A 16,478-nucleotide genomic window follows, 5' to 3' on the forward strand; every position below is an offset into this window, starting at 1 on the left:
CGCCCGCGCGTCCGGCCGGGCGGCGGGCTGACGGGCCATCATGGCGGCCAGCACGACGCCGAGCGGCCCGCCCGCCACCGGCGTCGGCTGCGTCAGCGTGGCCCGGATCCGCTCGGCCGCCGTCCCGTCGAACGCGGGCGCGCCGGCCAGCGCCGTGAACAACGTCGCGCCCAGCGACCAGACGTCACTGGCGGGGCCGCCCTGCTCCCCCTCCAGCCGCTCCGGCGCGATGAAGCCCGGCGAGCCGATCATCAGGCCCTTCTCGGTCAGCGTCGCCTGGCCCTCCTGCCTGGCGATGCCGAAATCGGTGAGCACCACCCGCCCCGAGTCGGTCAGGAACACGTTGCCCGGCTTGACGTCCCGGTGCTGCATCCCCTGCGCGTGCGCGGCGGCCAGCGCGTCCAGCACGGCCGCGCCTATCGAGGCGACCTGCTGCTGCGGCATCGGCCCGCGCTCACGCACCGCGTCGGCCAGCGTCCGCCCCCGCAGCAGCTCCATGACCAGCCACGGCCGGTCGTGCTCCACGATGACGTCGTGCAGCGCCACGATGCCCGGGTGCCGCAGCCGCGCGGTGGCCTGCGCCTCCCGCACCGCCCGGGTGACCAGGTCGGACCGCTGCTTGGCGGACAGGCCCTCGGGCAGCGTCAACTCCTTGACCGCCACCTCGCGGTCAAGCATCTCGTCCTTGGCGAGCCACACCCTGCCCATGCCACCGCTGCCGAGCGGCTGCAGCAGGGAGTAGCGGCCGGCCAGTGTTCCCCCGGACATAGACGAAGGGTAACTAATGATCATGGGCGGCGGTTAACTGTCACGAGTACACCGGCCGCCTCTCGATCGCTCCGGGGATCACCTCCGGAGGACCGGCCCGGAGAGGGAGCGTGAACTCGTTGCCCGCCATTGACTACCAGTCGCTGACCGGCGAGCAGGCCGCCCAGCAGCTGGACGAGCTCAGCGAGCTCTACACCCAGGTCTACGCCGAGCCGCCGTACGGGTGGGGGCCGGAGCACGCCGAACTGTTCAGGGAACGCTTCGACGTGCAGCGGCGGCAGGAGGGATACCGGCTCATCAGCGCCCGGGAGGGCCGTCGCCTGGTCGCCTTCGGCTTCGGGGTGACGCTGCGACCGACCACGCCGTGGTGGCGCGATCTGGTGACGCCGCTGCCCGAGGAGATCACCGTGGAGCGTCCGGGCCGTACTTGGGCGCTGGTCGAGCTGCTGGTGGGAGCGTCGTGGCGGCGCCGGCACGTGGCGGAGAACATTCACGGCCTGCTGTTGAGCGGCAGGCAGGAAGAACGGGCGACCTTGACCGTGCTGCCGGCCGCCACGCCTGCTGTGATCGCTTATCGCAAGTGGGGATGGCACAAGGTCGGCGACAAGCGCAATCCGTTGCCGGGGGCGCCGGTGTTCGCGGTCATGGTGAAGGAATTGCGCTGAGACGCATCACCTGCTGTCCCGTCCGTCGGGTGTCTGGCCATGATCGGTTCGTCGGGTGTCCGGCCGTGATCGTCAGAAGGTCGGGGCGTTCGGGCATCCGGTGACCGCAACGGTGCACATCGCCCCTGGTCGCCTGGTCGCCTGGTCGTCGAAGGCCCGGGGCGGGCGGGTGAGCGCGGTCGGAGGGGTGCGGCTGAGAGGTCGGGCGGCGCGCGGCGGAGCCGCGCCAGGGGGCGTCCGAGCGGTAGCGAGGCCCGACAGGGGTCGGGCCTGGGCCCGACTGGAAAGCGCCCGGAGTGGAACGAAGGCCCTTTGTGGTCAGGGCGGACATCAGACGGCCAACCACCCAGACGGCAACGGGCGGGCTGCGGAGGCCCTTTGTGGTGGGCGGTTTGGCATAACTGTCGGTCGTCGGCTCTATGGTCTTGGTTCGTGGATCCGGTTCAAGGCACCCTCGACGAGCTCGGCACGCCGCTGAGCGACGTCACGTTCGTCGTGTTCGACCTGGAGACGACCGGCGGCTCCCCCGCCGAGCACATGATCACCGAGATCGGCGCGGTCAAGGTGCGGGCGGGTGAGGTGCTGGGTGAGTTCTCCACGCTGGTCGATCCGGGTGGGCCGATCCCGCCGTTCATCTCGGTGCTGACCGGCATCACCGACGCGATGGTGGTGGCCGCGCCGCGCATCGAGGCGGTGCTGCCGAGCTTCCTGGAGTTCATCCGCGGCGCGACGCTGGTGGCCCACAACGCCAGTTTCGACACCCGGTTCGTCAAGGCTGCCTGCGCCGCGCATGGTTATCCGCCGCCGGTCAACCCGGTGGTCGACACCGTCGACCTGGCCCGGCGGGTGCTGACGCGGGACGAGACGCCGAACCACAAGCTGTCCACGCTGGCCCGTTTCTTCCGCAGCCCCACCGACCCGTGCCACCGCGCCCTGGAGGACGCCAGGGCCACCGTCCACGTGCTGCACGGGCTGATCGAGCGGGCGGGATCGTTCCAGGTCCACACGCTGGAGGAACTCAAGTCGTTCGTCCGCGCGCCGACCCCCGAGCAGCAGCGCAAGCGTCATCTGGGCGAGTCGGTGCCGCACGCCCCCGGCGTCTACCTGTTCGAGGACGAACGCGGCGAGGTCCTCTACATCGGCAAGAGCACCAACCTGCGCAACCGCGTACGCTCCTACTTCACCGCCAGCGAGACCCGCCCGCGCATCCGCGAGATGATCGGCATCGCCGAGCGGGTCCGCCACATCGTCTGCGCCACGGGGCTGGAGGCGGAGGTGCGCGAGCTGCGCCTGATCGGCGGCGCCAAGCCCCGCTACAACCGCCGGTCCCGCTTCCCGGAGAAGATGGTCTGGCTCAAGCTGACCTCCGAGCCGTTCCCGCGCCTGTCGATCGTGCGTGACCTGAAGGACGACGGCGCCGCCTACCTCGGGCCGTTCAGCAACAGCCGCCTGGCCGACGACGCCCGTACGGCTCTGCACGAGGCGGTGCCGCTGCGTCAGTGCACGCAGCCGATCAGCCTGCGCACGCCGCGCGCCGCGTGCGTCCTGCACGAGATGGGCCGCTGCGGCGCGCCCTGCGCGGGCCGGGAGAGCCAGGCCGACTACTCCCTGCACGTGGAGGCGGCCCGCCGCGCCATGACCCTTGACGCCGACGTCGTCTTCACCGCCGTCTCGGCCCGCATGGAGCGGCTGGCGGTCGAGCAGCGCTACGAGGAGGCCTCGGTCGACCGTGACCGTCTGGCCGCCTTCGTCCGCGCCGCGGCCCGCATGCAGCGCCTGACGGCCATCACCCGCATCCCGCAGCTCATCGCCGCCAGCCCGGCCTTCGACGGCGGCTGGGACATCCACGTCGTCCGCTACGGGCGGCTGTCGGCGGCGGGCGTCATGCCGCGCGGCGCCCACCCGGTCCCTTTCGTCGAGTCCCTGGTGGCCACCGCCGAGACCGTCATCCCCGGCCCTGGTCCCGTCCACGCGGCCAGCGCCGAGGAGACCGAGTGCATCCTGCGCTGGCTGGAGTCGCCGGGGGTCCGGCTGGTGGAGGTCGAGGGCGAGTGGAGCCTGCCCGCCCACGGCGCGGCCCGCCACAAGGCGCGCATCGACCTCGCCTACCGGGGGCTTGATCGGGGCCGCTAGAGTTGGCCCATGGTCACGGCTATCGTCCACATCAACGCCGAGGTTGACCGGATCCCGGAGGTCGCCCAGACGATCGCCGAGATCGACGGGGTCAGCGAGGTGTATTCCATCACCGGCGAGTACGACCTGCTGGCCATGGTGCGGGTGACCCACTACGAGCAGGTCGCCGAGGTGATCGCGGGGCGGCTGAACAAGGTGGCCGGAGTGCTGCACACCGAGACCCACATGGCGTTCCGCACCTACAGCAAGCACGACCTTGACGCCGCCTTCTCGATCGGCCTCGCCGAGACCGATTAATAACGCTTTCTTACGGCAGGCACGGGAGGGCCCACCCTCCGCACGGGGCCGGCGCCTGTCCAGGGAGACGCTCCTCCGGTGATGCGGGGCCGGGCGCCGTTACGAGACGGTGAGACCAGGGCTTCCCCTGGCGCTGACGTGCGCCGTTTCCGCTGCTCGCCGTACCCCGTGGCCCACCGCATCGCCACACCATGCCGCTGAGAGCCACTGAGAGCCACTGAGAGCCGCCGACAAGCCGCCGAGACGCGAAAACGCGGGCCCGGACAACTGTCCGGGCCCGCGCTCGTCGCTCGCCGGCTAGCGGGTCAGCGTGTGGTCGTCGCTGCCCTCGCCGATGGCCGCGTGCCCGTCGCCGTCGCCGTGCCCGTCGTCCAGGGGGATCTTCTCGCCCCCGTACGCCTTCGACATGAGGCCGCGCAGCTTGCCCAGCGGGCCGCGCATGCCCTTGGGCGGGATGCCCGAGCTGTCGTCGTCGACCGGGAGCATGAGCACCGGCCGCTTGCCCCGGACGTGCGCCTCGATGTCGTCCGCCGGAGGCGTGTGCACCTCGATGAACTCGCCGTGCGGCAGCCGCTTGATGACGCCCGACTCGACGCCGTGCGAGATGACGCCCGCGTCGTAGCGCTGCAGCCCCAGGCACATCCGGTAGGTGATCAGGTAGGCCAGCGCCGGCCCCACGAAGATCAGCACCCGGCCGACGTAGGTGGTCCAGTTCAGGCTGACGTGGAAGTTCGCCGCGATCTCGTCGTTGGCGCCCAGCAGCCAGAGCAGGCCGTAGAACGTGATGGCCGAGATGCCGATCGAGGTGCGGTGCGGGTTGTTGCGCGGGCGGTCGGCGACGTGGTGCTCACGCTTGTCGCCGGTCACCCACTGTTCCAGGAACGGGTACAGTGCCAGGCCCGTCATGATGATGCCCATCGGCACCAGCGCCGGGATGATGACGCTGAGCGGCAGTGTGCCCGCGTTGGCCGTGCCGAACATGTTGATCTCCCACGAAGGCATGATGCGCAGCGCGCCTTCGAGGAAGCCCATGTACCAGTCGGGCTGGGAGCCGGCCGAGATGTCGGCCGGTGTGTAGGGCCCGAACAGCCAGATCGGGTTGATCTGCGCGAACGTCGCCAGCCCCGCGATCACCGCGAAGGTGAACAGGAAGTACGCGCCCGCCTTGGCCATGAACGCCGGGTAGAACGGCGCGCCGACCACGTTGTGGTTGTTGCGCCCCTTGCCGGGCATCTGGGTGTGCTTCTGCATCCACATGAGCACCATGTGCGCCGACACCAGCGCCAGGATGATGCCCGGGATGAGCAGGATGTGCAGCGAGTAGAACCGGGCGATGACATCCTCACCCGGATACTCGCCGCCGAACAGGAAGAACGTGATGTACGTCCCCACCAGCGGCAGCGAGATCGCCACGCCCTCGGTGATCCGCAGACCGGCGCCGGACAGCAGGTCGTCGGGCAGCGAGTAGCCGGTCAGGCCCTCGGCCAGCGCCAGCGTCAGCAGCAGGACGCCGATGATCCAGTTGAGCTCACGCGGCTTGCGGTAGGCGCCGGTGAAGAACACCCGCAGCGCGTGGACCGTCATCCCGGCCACGAACAGCAGGGCCGCCCAGTGGTGCATCTGCCGCATGAGCAGTCCGCCACGGACGTCGAAGCTGATCTCCAGCGACGACGCGTAGGCCTCCGACATCATGACGCCGCGCAGCGGGGCGTACGAGCCGGCGTACTCGATCTCCATCATGCTGGGCTTGAACCAGAGCGTCAGGAACGTCCCGGTCAGCAGCAGGATGACGAAGGAGTACAGGGCGATCTCGCCCAGCAGGAACGACCAGTGGTCGGGGAAGACCTTGCGGAGGTTGCGCTTGAGGAAGTTGCCCGCCCCGAGCCGCTCGTCAAGGTAGTTGGACGGCCCCCCGATGGCCTTCGGTACGGTGGTCAGCTCGCTCATGCCTGGCCTCCCTTGGCGCGAGCCTCTGCTTCGGCGTCGCCGCGCTCCCAGTAGCTGGGCCCCGGCGGCACCTTGAAGTCGCCCTGGGCCACGAGGTAACCCTCGCTGTCCACCGCGATCGGCAGCTGCGGCAGCGGCCTGGCGGCCGGGCCGAAGATGACCTTGGCGCCGTCGGCCGCGTCGAACGTCGACTGGTGGCAGGGGCAGAGAATGTGGTGGGTGGTCTGCTCGTACAGGGCCGCCGGGCAGCCCACGTGCGTGCAGATCTTGGAGTAGGCGACGATGCCGTCGTGCGTCCAGTTCTGGTTGACGCCCGACTTGATCTCCTCCGGGCGGAACTTGATCAGGATGAGCGTCGCCTTGGCCAGGGCGTTCAGGTCGTGCTCGTAGCCCTCGGGCACCACCGACAGGATGCCGCCCGGCGAGTTGAAGTCGGCCGCGCGGATCGGCTGGCCGGTGCCCTCGACGACGAGCTTGAGCGGCTTGCCGTCCTTGGTCTTCTCGCCCCACACGGTGTGCCGCAGCGTCTTGTTGAACCGGGCGCCGGGCATCTTGGAGTTGTCGAGGTCACGCAGCAGCACCAGCGGGACCAGGCCCAGCGGGGCCGCGGCCAGCAGCAGCGTGCGGCGCAGCAGCTTGCGCTTGACGAAGCCGCTCTCGTTGGCGCCGCGGACGAAGGTGTCGGCGACGTACTCGCGGTCGTCGGCCGGGGACACCATCGGGTGGCGCTCCTGGACGAGGGAGTACTTGGGCATGATCTGGCGCACCCAGACCACGATGCCCACGGCCAGCCCCAGCAGCGCCAGCGTCAGCGTCCCGCCGAGCGCGAGGTTGGAGACCCCGGTGCTCTCCGGGCTGCCCACCTGGAAGAAGACGTAGCTGATGATGAAGGCGACCGCGGCCAGGAACGTGACGAAGAAGCAGAGCGCCACGATCCTCTCGGCCTTGCGCGCCTTCTGCTCGTCCTGCAGCGTGACGCCGGGGACCTCGACGTCCTCGTCGGCGGGCTCCGCCTCGCCGAGCAGCGAGGTGCCCGGGGCGGGGGTGCCGATGACGCGCTTGGGTACGCGCTCGTCCGGCTGCTCGATCTCGTGCTCGTTGTCTGTCATGACTTCTGTCGCTTCTTCGCGGTGATCCAGATGGCCGAGAGGACGAGGGCGGTCAGGCCCGCGATCCACGCTACGAGACCTTCGGTCACGGGTCCAATGCGGCCGAGGCCGAATCCGCCCGGATCCTTCTGCTCGCGGACCTGAGTGATGTAGGCGATCATGCTGCGCTTCTCCTCAGGCGTGATCGTCGAGTCGTTGAAGACCGGCATCGCCTGCGGGCCGGTGATCATCGCCTCGTAGATCTGCGTGGGAGAGGACTCGTTCAGGTTGGGCGCGTACTTGCCCTGCGTGAGCGCGCCACCGGCGCCGGCCCAGTTGTGGCACTGGATGCAGTTGGCGCGGAACAGCTCGCCGCCCTTGCCGGCGTCGCCGAGCTTGGGGTCGACCTGCTCGGCGCTGGGCACCGTCGGGCCCTGGCCGAGCGACTGCACGTACGCGCCGAGCTTGCGGATCGCGTCCTCGTTGACCCACTGCGGCTGCGGCTTGCGCGGCGCCTGGGCCCCCGGGTCGGCGGCGGGCATGCGCCCGGTGCTCACCTGGAAGTCGACGGCCGCGGCGCCCACGCCGATGAGGGTCGGGCCGGTGCCGGTGCCCTGGGCGTTGAGCCCGTGGCAGCTTCCGCAGTGGGCCTCGAACAGAGCCTTGCCCTCCGCCACGTCGTCCACCCTGCCGGACGCGAGCGCCGCGTCGGCGGGCTGGGAAGCCTGTGCGAAGGCCGTGTATGCCATCCCGACCAGCGCCAGGGCGAAAATCAGGACGGCGTATCTCGCGAGGGGATGCCGCCGCCAAGCGGTGATCCTAGTCACAGAGATCCCGTTCCTTAACGAATGATGTAGATGGTCGCGAAAAGACCGATCCAGACGACGTCGACGAAGTGCCAGTAGTAGGACACGACGATGGCGCTGGTGGCCTGCTCATGCGTGAAGCGCTTCGCGGCGTACGTGCGTCCCAGCATGAACAGGAACGCGATCAGGCCACCCGTCACGTGCAGGCCGTGGAAGCCCGTCGTCAGGTAGAACACGGAGGTGTAGGCGTTGGCCGACAGGGTCGCGCCCTCGCTCGCCAGCTCCCCGTACTCGTACAGCTGACCGCCGACGAAGACCGCGCCCATCAGGAAGCTGACGACGTACCAGAAGCGAAGCTTGCCTACCTGCCCCTTCTCCGCGGCCCACACGCCCATCTGGCACGTCACGGAGGACAGCACCAGGATGATCGTGTTGACCGTCGCGAACGGGATGTTCAGGTGAGCGCCCTCGGCCGCTACCACGCCCACGGGGTGGAGCGAGGGGCCCCACTCCAGGCCGTTGCCCTCGCTCACCGACCGGATGGTGAAGTACATCGCGAACAGCGCCGCGAAGAACATGAGCTCAGAGGACAGCCACACGATCGTACCGACGCTGACCAGGTTGGGTCTGCGGTACGGCTGGGCTGCCGTCGTCGAAGTTATTGCGGATGCTGTCGCCACGGGCAGCATTATTGCGGTTCCAGTGGGCGGTCCGGCGCACGACCCCCCGTTAGCAGGAACAAACATGCCCGCAAGCTCAACAAAATGGGCTCAAATCGCCCCACAGACCCCGCGGCCTGGGATTGCACGCCTGGGCACCGGTACGATCCCAGGTGACCCTACAGCTACGACCGATAGCGAGCGCGACAGTGACCACCACGGGGAGCACCGGCGAGACGATGAAGGTGCTCGTCTACAGCGACGACGCCGCCACCCGGGAAGAGGTGAGGCTGGCGATCGGCCGGCGCCCGGCCGCCGACGTGCCCCTCGTCGAGATCGTGGAGTGCGCCACGGAGCCCAAGGTGCACCAGTGGCTGGCCTCCGGCGAGATCGGCGTCGCCGTCCTGGACGGCGAGACCCAGCCCGCCGGCGGCATGGGCGTCTCGCGTCAGGCCAAGGACGAGGTCTACGACTGCCCGCCCGTCTGCCTGATCATCGCCCGGCGCGACGACCGCTGGCTGGCCGCCTGGTCCAAGGCCGAGGCCGTGGTCCCGCGGCCGCTGGAGCCCATGGTCCTGGCCGACACCGTCGCCGACCTGATGCGCCGCCGCCTGTCCACCCGTTCCTCGACCCGACTGAACGCGAAGTAGGTGCCTTCCGTGGATGCCCGGACGACCTGGCCGGCTTTGCTCTCAGCTCTCCTGTCGGGTGAGCATCTGACCGCGGACGAGACGTCCTGGGCGATGCGGGAGATCATGTCCGGGTCGGCGACGCCGTCCCAGATCGCCGGGTTCGCGATCGCGCTGCGCGCCAAGGGCGAGACGGTCGCCGAGGTCGTCGGCCTGGCCCGCACCATGCTCGACCTGGCCACCCCGCTGACGGTCGAGGGCCCGGTCGTCGACGTCGTCGGCACGGGCGGCGACCGCGCCCACACCGTCAACGTCTCCACCATGGCCGCCGTCGTGGCCGCCTCCGCCGGGGCCCGCGTCGTCAAGCACGGCAACCGCGCCGCCTCCTCCTCGTGCGGCGCCGCCGACGTCCTGGAGCACCTGGGCATCCGCCTCGACCTGACGCCCGAGCAGACGGCGCGGGTGGCCCGCGAGGCGGGCATCGCGTTCTGCTTCGCGCCGGTCTACCACCCCGCGCTGCGCTTCGCCGGGCCGCCCCGCAAGGAGATCGGCGTACCGACGGTCTTCAACTTCCTCGGGCCGCTCACCAACCCCGCCCGCCCGGCCGCCCAGGCCATCGGCGTGTTCGACGCCCGCATGCTGCCCGTCCTGGCCGGCGTCTTCGCCGAGCGCGGCGTGTCCGCGCTGGTGTTCCGCGGCGACGACGGGCTCGACGAGCTGACGATCGCCACGACCTCCACGGTCTGGGTCGTGCGCGACGGCGCCGCCACCCAGACCAGCTTCGACCCGGCCGTCCTCGGCATCCCCCGCGCGGACGCCGCGGCCCTGCGCGGCGGCGACGTGGCCTTCAACGCCCAGGCCGTGCACGACCTGGTCCGCGGCAAGACCGGCCCGGTCCGCGACGCCGTCCTGCTGAACGCCGCCGCGGCCCTGGTGGCCCTGGAGGGGCCCGGGGACGACCTGGACGCCGCCATGATCGAGGGTTACGCGCGGGCGGTCCAGGCGGTGGACTCGGGGCGCGCCTCGGCGACCCTGGACCGCTGGATCGAGACCAGCCGCTCCCTGCGCCCGGCCGGCTGACCCCCGGCCCCGCAGGGCGGGCTCGCCCGGAGGGCGGGGCGGCTCATCCGAACAGGACCGTCGGCCCCGCCTTCAGCGAGCTCCACTTCAGCCACTGCTTCCAGCTCTCCTGCCAGTGCCCCCACCCGTTGGTGGGTTCCAGCTCGCGCGGCGACCCGGTGATGATGATCGGGTCCCCGATCAGCGTGTTCTTGATGAACCAGGCCGCGTGCGACGGGCTGACGTTCACGCATCCGTGGCTGACGTTGGAGTTGCCCTGCGAGCCGACCGACCAGGGCGCGCTGTGCACGTACTCGCCGCTGTTGGAGATCCGCACGGTGTTGTAGACCGTCAGCCGGTAGTAGCCGGGCGAGCCCGGCCCGATGCCGGGCGAGGTCATGATGGTCACCCGCTCCCTGGACATGGCCAGGTGGATGCCGGAGGTCGTGTAGTACTTCCACTGCCCGCCCTGGCCGGCGCTCATCGGCATGGTGCGGATCTTCCTGCCGTCGCGGCGGACGGTCAGCACGTGGTCGCGGGTGCTGCCCTTGGTGATCTGCGAGCGGCCGATCTTGAAGTCGAGGGTGACGTCGCGCCTGCCGTACAGGCCGTCGCCGCCCCGCACGCCCGCCAGCCGGGCCTCCATGCGGACGTTCGTCCTGGCGGGCCAGTAGTGGGTCGGGCGGAAGTCCACGTGCCGCTCGTCGAACCAGTGCCAGGCGCCCTCGACGGGCTTGGAGCTGTGCACGACGAGATTGCGCTCGACGGACACCCGGTCGGTGACCGGCCGGTCGAACGTGATCATGATGGGCATGCCGACGCCGACCGTCAGCCCGGTGTCGTCCTTGTTGGGGGTCATCGCCTCGACGTCGAACACCTTGCCCGCGCGGACGGTGGAGAAGGTGCTGGTGGTCTCGGCCCGCTTGCCGTCGGCGCCGACCGCGACCGAGGTGACCGTGTACGTGGCGCCGGGCCGGGCGGTGCGGGTGCTGCGCCACCGGGTGCGGTCGGCGCTGAGGACGCCGGGCAGGTCGCCGGCCTTGCCGCCGTCCACCTTGACGCTCTTCAGCGTGCCGGACCGGGCGGAGACGGCCACGGTCTGGTCCGTGGGGATGTTCCCGGCCTTGTCCAGGGGGCTGACGACCACGGAGGCGGCCGAGGCCGCCATGGGCGGCACCACGAGCCCGGCCGTATCAGTACGAGCCTCAGACGAGCCGTCAGCGCCGGCCGCCGAGCAGGCCGCCAGCAATGCCAGGGCCAGCAGCCCCGCCGATCCACAAGCCACGCGCCCCACGTGCGCTCCCCCGTCCGAGGTTGATCTCCATCCCTCCCTTATTACCCTGAGTGATCGATTCGCCACGAGCGCTTCCTGGTAAAGGACACCAAAAAGCGGGCGTCCCCCGCAAAGAACGGGACACCCGCTGAAAGGCCGCGACCTCAGTGCGAGAAGTTACCGCGGTAGTACTGGAACACGAACCCGATCATCGCCATGATCACCAGGAACACGCCGATCAGGAACATCCAGAACCCGATCACGAACCCGGCGAAGGCGAAGGCCGCCGCCAGGCACAGGAACAGCGGCCACCAGCTGCTCGGGCTGAAGAACCCGATCTCGCCGGCCCCGTCGCTGATCTCGGCCTGCTTGTTGTCCTCCGGCTGCGCGCCGAGGCGCCGCGCGGTGAACATCAGGTAGTAGCCGATCATGAACGCGAACCCGACCGAGATGGCCATGGCGGTGGTGCCGACCGGCTCGCCCTGCCCCGTCTCCGCCTTGGTCCAGAACCAGTACGCGACGTCGACGCCGGCGAAGAACAGGCCGCACAGCAGGAACAGCCAACCCTGGACCTTCATCAGGCCTCCACCTTCTCCGGCTCCTTGGCGGACACGCGCGGGTAGTGCAGGTCGAACGCGGGCCGCTCGGAGCGGATGCGCGGCATCGAGGAGAAGTTGTGCCGGGGCGGCGGGCAGGAGGTCGCCCATTCGAGCGAGTTGCCGTAGCCCCACGGGTCGTCGACCGTGACCTTGGGCGCGCTGCGCGCCGTCTTCCAGACGTTGTACATGAACGGCAGCACCGACAGGCCGAGGACGAAGGCTCCGACCGAGGAGATGAAGTTCAGGTCGGTGAAGCCGTCGGCGGCGCTGTAGTCGGCGTAGCGGCGCGGGAAGCCGATCACGCCGAGCCAGTGCTGGATCAGGAACGTGGTGTGGAAGCCGATGAACAGCAGCCAGAACTGCAGCTTGCCGAGCCGGTCGTCGAGCATCTTGCCGGTGAACTTGGGCCACCAGAAGTAGAAGCCGGCGAACATCGCGAACACCACGGTGCCGAAGACCACGTAGTGGAAGTGGGCCACGACGAAGTAGGTGTCGCTGAGCGGGAAGTCGAGCGGCGGCGAGGCCAGGATGACGCCGGTCAGGCCGCCGAGCAGGAACGTGATGAGGAAGCCGACCGAGTACAGCATCGGCGACTCGAAGGACAGGTGCCCTCGCCACATCGTGCCGATCCAGTTGAAGAACTTCACGCCTGTCGGCACCGCGATGAGGAACGTCATGAACGAGAAGAACGGCAGCAGCACCTGCCCGGTCGGGAACATGTGGTGCGCCCAGACCGTGATCGACAGGCCGGCGATGGAGATCGTCGCGGCCACGAGGCTGATGTAGCCGAAGATCGGCTTACGGCTGAAGACCGGGATGATCTCGCTCACGATGCCGAAGAACGGCAGCGCGATGATGTAGACCTCGGGATGGCCGAAGAACCAGAACAGGTGCTGCCACAGCAGCGCGCCGCCGTTCTCCGGGCTGAAGATGTGGGTGCCGAGCTTGCGGTCGGCCTCCAGGGCCAGCAGCGCGGCGGCCAGCACCGGGAAGGCCATCAGCACGAGCATGCTGGTCAGCAGGACGTTCCAGGTGAAGATCGGCATCCGGAACATCGTCATGCCGGGCGCGCGCATGCAGATGATCGTGGTGATGAAGTTGACCGAGCCGAGGATCGTTCCCAGGCCGGACAGCGCCAGGCCCATGATCCACAGGTCGCCGCCCAGGCCGGGCGAGCTGATCGCGTTGGACAGCGGCGTGTAGGCGAACCAGCCGAACGAGGCGGCGCCGCCGGGGGTGAAGAAGCCCGACACCGCGATGATGCTGCCGAACAGGTAGAGCCAGTAGCTCACCATGTTCAGGCGCGGGAAGGCGACGTCGGGGGCGCCGATCTGCAGCGGCATCAGCTCGTTGGCGAAGCCGGCGAACAGCGGCGTCGCGAACATCAGCAGCATGATCGTGCCATGCATGGTGAACAGCTGGTTGAACTGCTCGTTGCTGACGAACTGCAGCTGCGGCTGCGCCAGCTCGGCCCGCATGATCAGCGCCATGACGCCGCCGATCAGGAAGAACGCGAACGACGAGATCAGGTACAGGTGCCCGATGATCTTGTGGTCGGTGGACGACAGCCACTTGGCGATCACCTGGCCCTTGGGAGCGGGCCTGGAGGTCGTGGAGAGCGGCTCTTGGATGGCGGTCACTGGGCACTCCCAGCCTGGGTCGCGATGTACTGGTCGTACTCAGCCTGCTTGACGAGCTTCACCGAGAAGAGCATGCGGCTGTGGTCGACGCCGCACAGCTCGGCGCAGCGGCCCGCGTACACGCCCGGCTTGTCGAGCGTGTCGATCTGGAAGAAGCGGCCCTTGTTGTTCTCCGGCAGGCCCGGGATGACGTCACGCTTGAACAGGAACGCCGGGACCCAGAACGAGTGGATCACGTCGGGCGAGACCAGCTCGAACTCCACCTTCTTGCCCACGGGCAGCACAAGCTGCGGCCCCTGGTTGTAGTCGCTCACCGGCTGACCGACGACGGGCTTCAGCGTCTTGCCGCCGACCGTCGTGGTGAAGCGCCAGCTCCACTGGAACGCCTCGACCTTGACCTTGACGTCAGGGGTGGGCGACATCGCCTCCATGTCCCGGCTGTCACGGGCGGTGAAGAAGAAGAACACCGAGACCATGACCAGCGGGATGAAGGTGTAGAGCATCTCGATCGGCAGGTTGTAGCGCACCTGCGGCGGGAGCTCGGCCTTGGCCTTGCGCTTCACGTGGAAGAAGCACGCCCACAGGATCAGGACGATGACCACGGCGCCCGTGGCCAGGGCGGCGACCCAGGCCCCGTTCCACAGATTCTGGACGATGTCGCCCTGGCCGGTCACATGCTCGGGAAGCAGCCCGCGGCTCCAGTCGGCCTCGGGAATGTCTCTAGCACATGCCGTAGCGGAGGCCAGCAGCAACGCCAAAGCGGCGGCGCGTGACACTCTGCGCCGGGCCAACGAACGCCGTGTCGAACGGCGAGTCGGACTCACGGATCGCCTACCCCACAGATGAAGCCCGGAATCACTTCCGGGCGCTCGTATGTCTAAAAGCACAGCTGATTGCAGACACATTAGCGGCTAACAGCCTCGCCCTCCCGCGCGGCCCCTCGATGGCGCGCCGCAAGTGGGACGATGGGTCTCGTGGCGTACTTCGACGCGGCCTCGACCGAGCCGCTCCACCCCCAGGCCCGCGAGGCGCTCCTGGCGGCGATCGACGTCGGCTGGGCCGACCCCGCGAGGCTGTACGGCCAGGCCCGCCGTGCTCACCTGCTGCTGGAGCAGGCCCGCACGGAGGTGGCCGAGGCGCTGGGCGCGCGCCCCGACGAGGTGTCGTTCACTTCTTCGGGCACGCAGGCCGTGCATCTCGGCGTGCTGGGCACCCTACACGGCAGACGCAGGGCCGGGCGCCGCCTGGTGACGGGCGCGGTGGAGCACTCCAGCGTGCTGCACGCGGCCGGCCTGCACGAACGCGCCGGCGGCGAGGTCGAGACCGTGGGCGTCGATCTGAGCGGACGGGTCGACGCGGCGGCGTTCGCGGCGGCCGTCGCCCGGCCCGACACGGCCCTGGCCTGCCTGCAGACGGCCAACCACGAGGTGGGCACGCTGCAGCCGGTGCCCGAGGTGGCCGAGGCGTGCCGGGAGCACGGCGTCCCGCTGCTGGTGGACGCCGCCCAGACGGCCGGGCGGCTGCCGGTCCCGCCCGGCTGGTCGGTGCTGGCGGCCAGCGCGCACAAGTGGGGCGGCCCGGCCGGGGTGGGGGTGCTGGCGGTGCGCAAGGGCACGCGGTTCCACTCGTACCTGCCGGAGGACGAGCGCGAGCGGCGCCGGGTGCCGGGGTTCGAGAACGTGCCGGCCGTCGTCGCGGCCGCCGCGGCGCTGCGGGCGATGACGGCCGAGGCCGTGCGGGAACGTTCCCGCCTGTCGGCCCTCGTGGACCGGATCCGGCAGACCGTCCCCGAGGTGGTGCCGGACGTGGAGGTGATCGGCGACCCCGTCGAGCGGGCCCCGCACATCGTCACCTTCTCCTGCCTGTACGTGGACGGGGAGGTGCTGCTCACCGAGCTGGACAAGGCCGGATTCGCGGTATCGTCCGGGAGTTCGTGCACCGCTAGTACGCTTCGTCCATCGCACGTTCTGGAAGCCATGGGCGTGCTCACGCATGGGAATGTCCGGGTGTCACTGCCCAGGGGCGCTTCCGCGGCCGAGGTGGACAGGTTCCTCGCCGTGCTGCCCGACGTGGTGCGCCGAATCCGCCAGGACGCAGGAGTCGCATGACCGAGGTCACCCAGCCCGCACTGACGATCGACGCGCTCGGCAAGAAGTGCCCGATCCCGATCATCATGCTCGCCGATCAGATCAACCACGTCCCGCTCAACGCCGTGGTCGCCGTCCTGGCCGACGACCCGGCCGCCTTCACGGACGTGCCCGCCTGGTGCCGGCTGAAGTCGCACAAGCACGTCGGCTCCTACGAGCTGGCGGGCGGCGGCTGGGCCATTCACGTGCGCCGCAACTACTGACCCGGGAACTGGGTAGGGGCGCCCCCAGGACACATCGAGGGGGCGATGAGATGACTGACGGACATCCGCACGAGACGGCTCGCGACGTGATGAGCCCGGGAGCGGAGTGCATACCCGCGCACGAGACCCTGGACAGGGCCGCGCAGATGATGCGCAACCTCAACGTGGGGGCGCTGCCGGTCTGCGTGAACGACCGCGTCACCGGCATCATCACCGACCGCGACATCGTGCTGAGGTGCGTGGCCGAGGGCCGCGACCCGGCGCACACGCGGGCCGGGGACCTGGCGGTGGGGCTGGTCTGGGTGCCGGCAGGCGCCACGGTCCAGGAGGCGCTGCAGCGCATGGAGCAGCACCAGATCAAGCGGCTGCCGGTGATGGACGGGGAGCGGATCGTGGGCATGATCAGCGAGGCCGACCTGGCCAAGCATCTGCCGGACGACCAGCTGGCCTCGTTCGTGCACCGGGTCTACGCGGGCGTCTAGGCCCGGAGACGCCCGCCGCCGTACGCGACCGTCCCGCCGCACACACGTACGTCCCTGGGGAGGGATCCCGGAGGAGGCGGCCC

Annotated in this window: 17 protein-coding genes; 8 read left to right on the plus strand and 9 right to left on the minus strand. The window is 69.7% G+C overall.

Going from position 1 to position 16,478, the window contains the following annotated elements; translation table 11 throughout:
• Window positions 1–768, minus strand: a 768-nt coding sequence (locus tag KME77_RS08635; RefSeq protein ID WP_219463751.1) for a serine/threonine-protein kinase, incomplete at its 3' end; no start/stop codon positions are given.
• Between the two features lie 119 nt (window positions 769–887).
• Here KME77_RS08635 and KME77_RS08640 point away from each other — a divergent pair.
• The 3 genes from KME77_RS08640 to KME77_RS08650 all read left to right on the plus strand — a co-directional run bounded on the left by KME77_RS08640 (window position 888) and on the right by KME77_RS08650 (window position 3,863).
• On the plus strand, window positions 888–1,433 hold the full coding sequence (locus KME77_RS08640; protein ID WP_219463752.1) for a GNAT family N-acetyltransferase: 546 nt from the start codon (window positions 888–890) through the stop codon (window positions 1,431–1,433).
• A 432-nt stretch (window positions 1,434–1,865) separates the two neighbouring features.
• Window positions 1,866–3,566: a DEDD exonuclease domain-containing protein gene (locus KME77_RS08645; protein ID WP_219463753.1), complete on the plus strand. Its 1,701-nt coding sequence runs from the start codon at window positions 1,866–1,868 to the stop codon at window positions 3,564–3,566.
• A gap of 9 nt (window positions 3,567–3,575) precedes the next feature.
• The gene (locus tag KME77_RS08650) at window positions 3,576–3,863 is read left to right on the plus strand and encodes an Lrp/AsnC family transcriptional regulator (protein WP_219463754.1); all 288 of its coding nucleotides are present in this window, start codon (window positions 3,576–3,578) and stop codon (window positions 3,861–3,863) included.
• A gap of 297 nt (window positions 3,864–4,160) precedes the next feature.
• Here the strand turns inward: KME77_RS08650 and qcrB are convergent, their stop codons facing one another.
• Genes qcrB through ctaE form a run of 4 tightly spaced genes read right to left on the minus strand, consistent with a single transcriptional unit; the run spans window position 4,161 to window position 8,393 of the window.
• Window positions 4,161–5,810, minus strand: a complete 1,650-nt coding sequence (qcrB, locus tag KME77_RS08655; protein ID WP_219463755.1) for a cytochrome bc1 complex cytochrome b subunit — start codon at window positions 5,808–5,810, stop codon at window positions 4,161–4,163.
• Window positions 5,807–6,919: a cytochrome bc1 complex Rieske iron-sulfur subunit gene (gene qcrA / locus KME77_RS08660; protein WP_219463756.1), complete on the minus strand. Its 1,113-nt coding sequence runs from the start codon at window positions 6,917–6,919 to the stop codon at window positions 5,807–5,809. Before qcrA ends, qcrB begins: the two co-directional genes overlap by 4 nt.
• Entirely contained in the window at window positions 6,916–7,725 is an 810-nt protein-coding gene (qcrC, locus tag KME77_RS08665; RefSeq protein ID WP_219463757.1) for a cytochrome bc1 complex diheme cytochrome c subunit, read from the minus strand. Before qcrC ends, qcrA begins: the two co-directional genes overlap by 4 nt.
• Window positions 7,726–7,739: 14 nt before the next feature.
• The gene (gene ctaE, locus KME77_RS08670) at window positions 7,740–8,393 is read right to left on the minus strand and encodes an aa3-type cytochrome oxidase subunit III (RefSeq protein ID WP_219463761.1); all 654 of its coding nucleotides are present in this window, start codon (window positions 8,391–8,393) and stop codon (window positions 7,740–7,742) included.
• Between the two features lie 209 nt (window positions 8,394–8,602).
• Between ctaE and KME77_RS08675 the strand changes: the two genes are divergently transcribed.
• Window positions 8,603–9,013: a hypothetical protein gene (locus KME77_RS08675; protein ID WP_219463778.1), complete on the plus strand. Its 411-nt coding sequence runs from the start codon at window positions 8,603–8,605 to the stop codon at window positions 9,011–9,013.
• Between the two features lie 9 nt (window positions 9,014–9,022).
• Window positions 9,023–10,072, plus strand: a complete 1,050-nt coding sequence (gene trpD, locus KME77_RS08680) for an anthranilate phosphoribosyltransferase (RefSeq protein ID WP_219463762.1) — start codon at window positions 9,023–9,025, stop codon at window positions 10,070–10,072.
• A 43-nt stretch (window positions 10,073–10,115) separates the two neighbouring features.
• On the opposite strand, the gene KME77_RS08685 is transcribed toward trpD, so the two are convergent.
• From KME77_RS08685 to ctaC, 4 genes are all read right to left on the minus strand, one after another.
• Entirely contained in the window at window positions 10,116–11,345 is a 1,230-nt protein-coding gene (locus KME77_RS08685) for a L,D-transpeptidase (protein WP_219463764.1), read from the minus strand.
• A 143-nt stretch (window positions 11,346–11,488) separates the two neighbouring features.
• Window positions 11,489–11,902 (minus strand): cytochrome c oxidase subunit 4, encoded by a 414-nt coding sequence (locus KME77_RS08690; RefSeq protein ID WP_219463766.1) that lies wholly within the window; start codon window positions 11,900–11,902, stop codon window positions 11,489–11,491.
• Window positions 11,902–13,563, minus strand: coding sequence for an aa3-type cytochrome oxidase subunit I (ctaD, locus tag KME77_RS08695; protein ID WP_219463768.1), 1,662 nt, complete (start codon window positions 13,561–13,563; stop codon window positions 11,902–11,904). The genes KME77_RS08690 and ctaD overlap by 1 nt, the downstream gene beginning before the upstream one ends.
• Window positions 13,560–14,321: an aa3-type cytochrome oxidase subunit II gene (ctaC, locus tag KME77_RS08700; protein WP_246609447.1), complete on the minus strand. Its 762-nt coding sequence runs from the start codon at window positions 14,319–14,321 to the stop codon at window positions 13,560–13,562. The genes ctaD and ctaC overlap by 4 nt, the downstream gene beginning before the upstream one ends.
• Window positions 14,322–14,528: 207 nt before the next feature.
• Between ctaC and KME77_RS08705 the strand changes: the two genes are divergently transcribed.
• The 3 genes from KME77_RS08705 to KME77_RS08715 are packed head-to-tail and all read left to right on the plus strand — an operon-like array spanning window position 14,529 to window position 16,395.
• On the plus strand, window positions 14,529–15,671 hold the full coding sequence (locus KME77_RS08705; RefSeq protein ID WP_219463772.1) for a cysteine desulfurase family protein: 1,143 nt from the start codon (window positions 14,529–14,531) through the stop codon (window positions 15,669–15,671).
• Window positions 15,668–15,913, plus strand: a complete 246-nt coding sequence (locus KME77_RS08710) for a sulfurtransferase TusA family protein (protein WP_219463773.1) — start codon at window positions 15,668–15,670, stop codon at window positions 15,911–15,913. The genes KME77_RS08705 and KME77_RS08710 overlap by 4 nt, the downstream gene beginning before the upstream one ends.
• Window positions 15,914–15,963: 50 nt before the next feature.
• Complete coding sequence (locus KME77_RS08715; RefSeq protein ID WP_219463776.1) at window positions 15,964–16,395, plus strand: CBS domain-containing protein; 432 nt, start codon at window positions 15,964–15,966, stop codon at window positions 16,393–16,395.
• The last annotated feature ends 83 nt before the right edge of the window (window positions 16,396–16,478 follow it).

It is taken from the genome of Nonomuraea rhizosphaerae (assembly GCF_019396405.1).
In the GTDB taxonomy this organism is placed as follows: Bacteria; Actinomycetota; Actinomycetes; order Streptosporangiales; family Streptosporangiaceae; genus Nonomuraea; species Nonomuraea rhizosphaerae.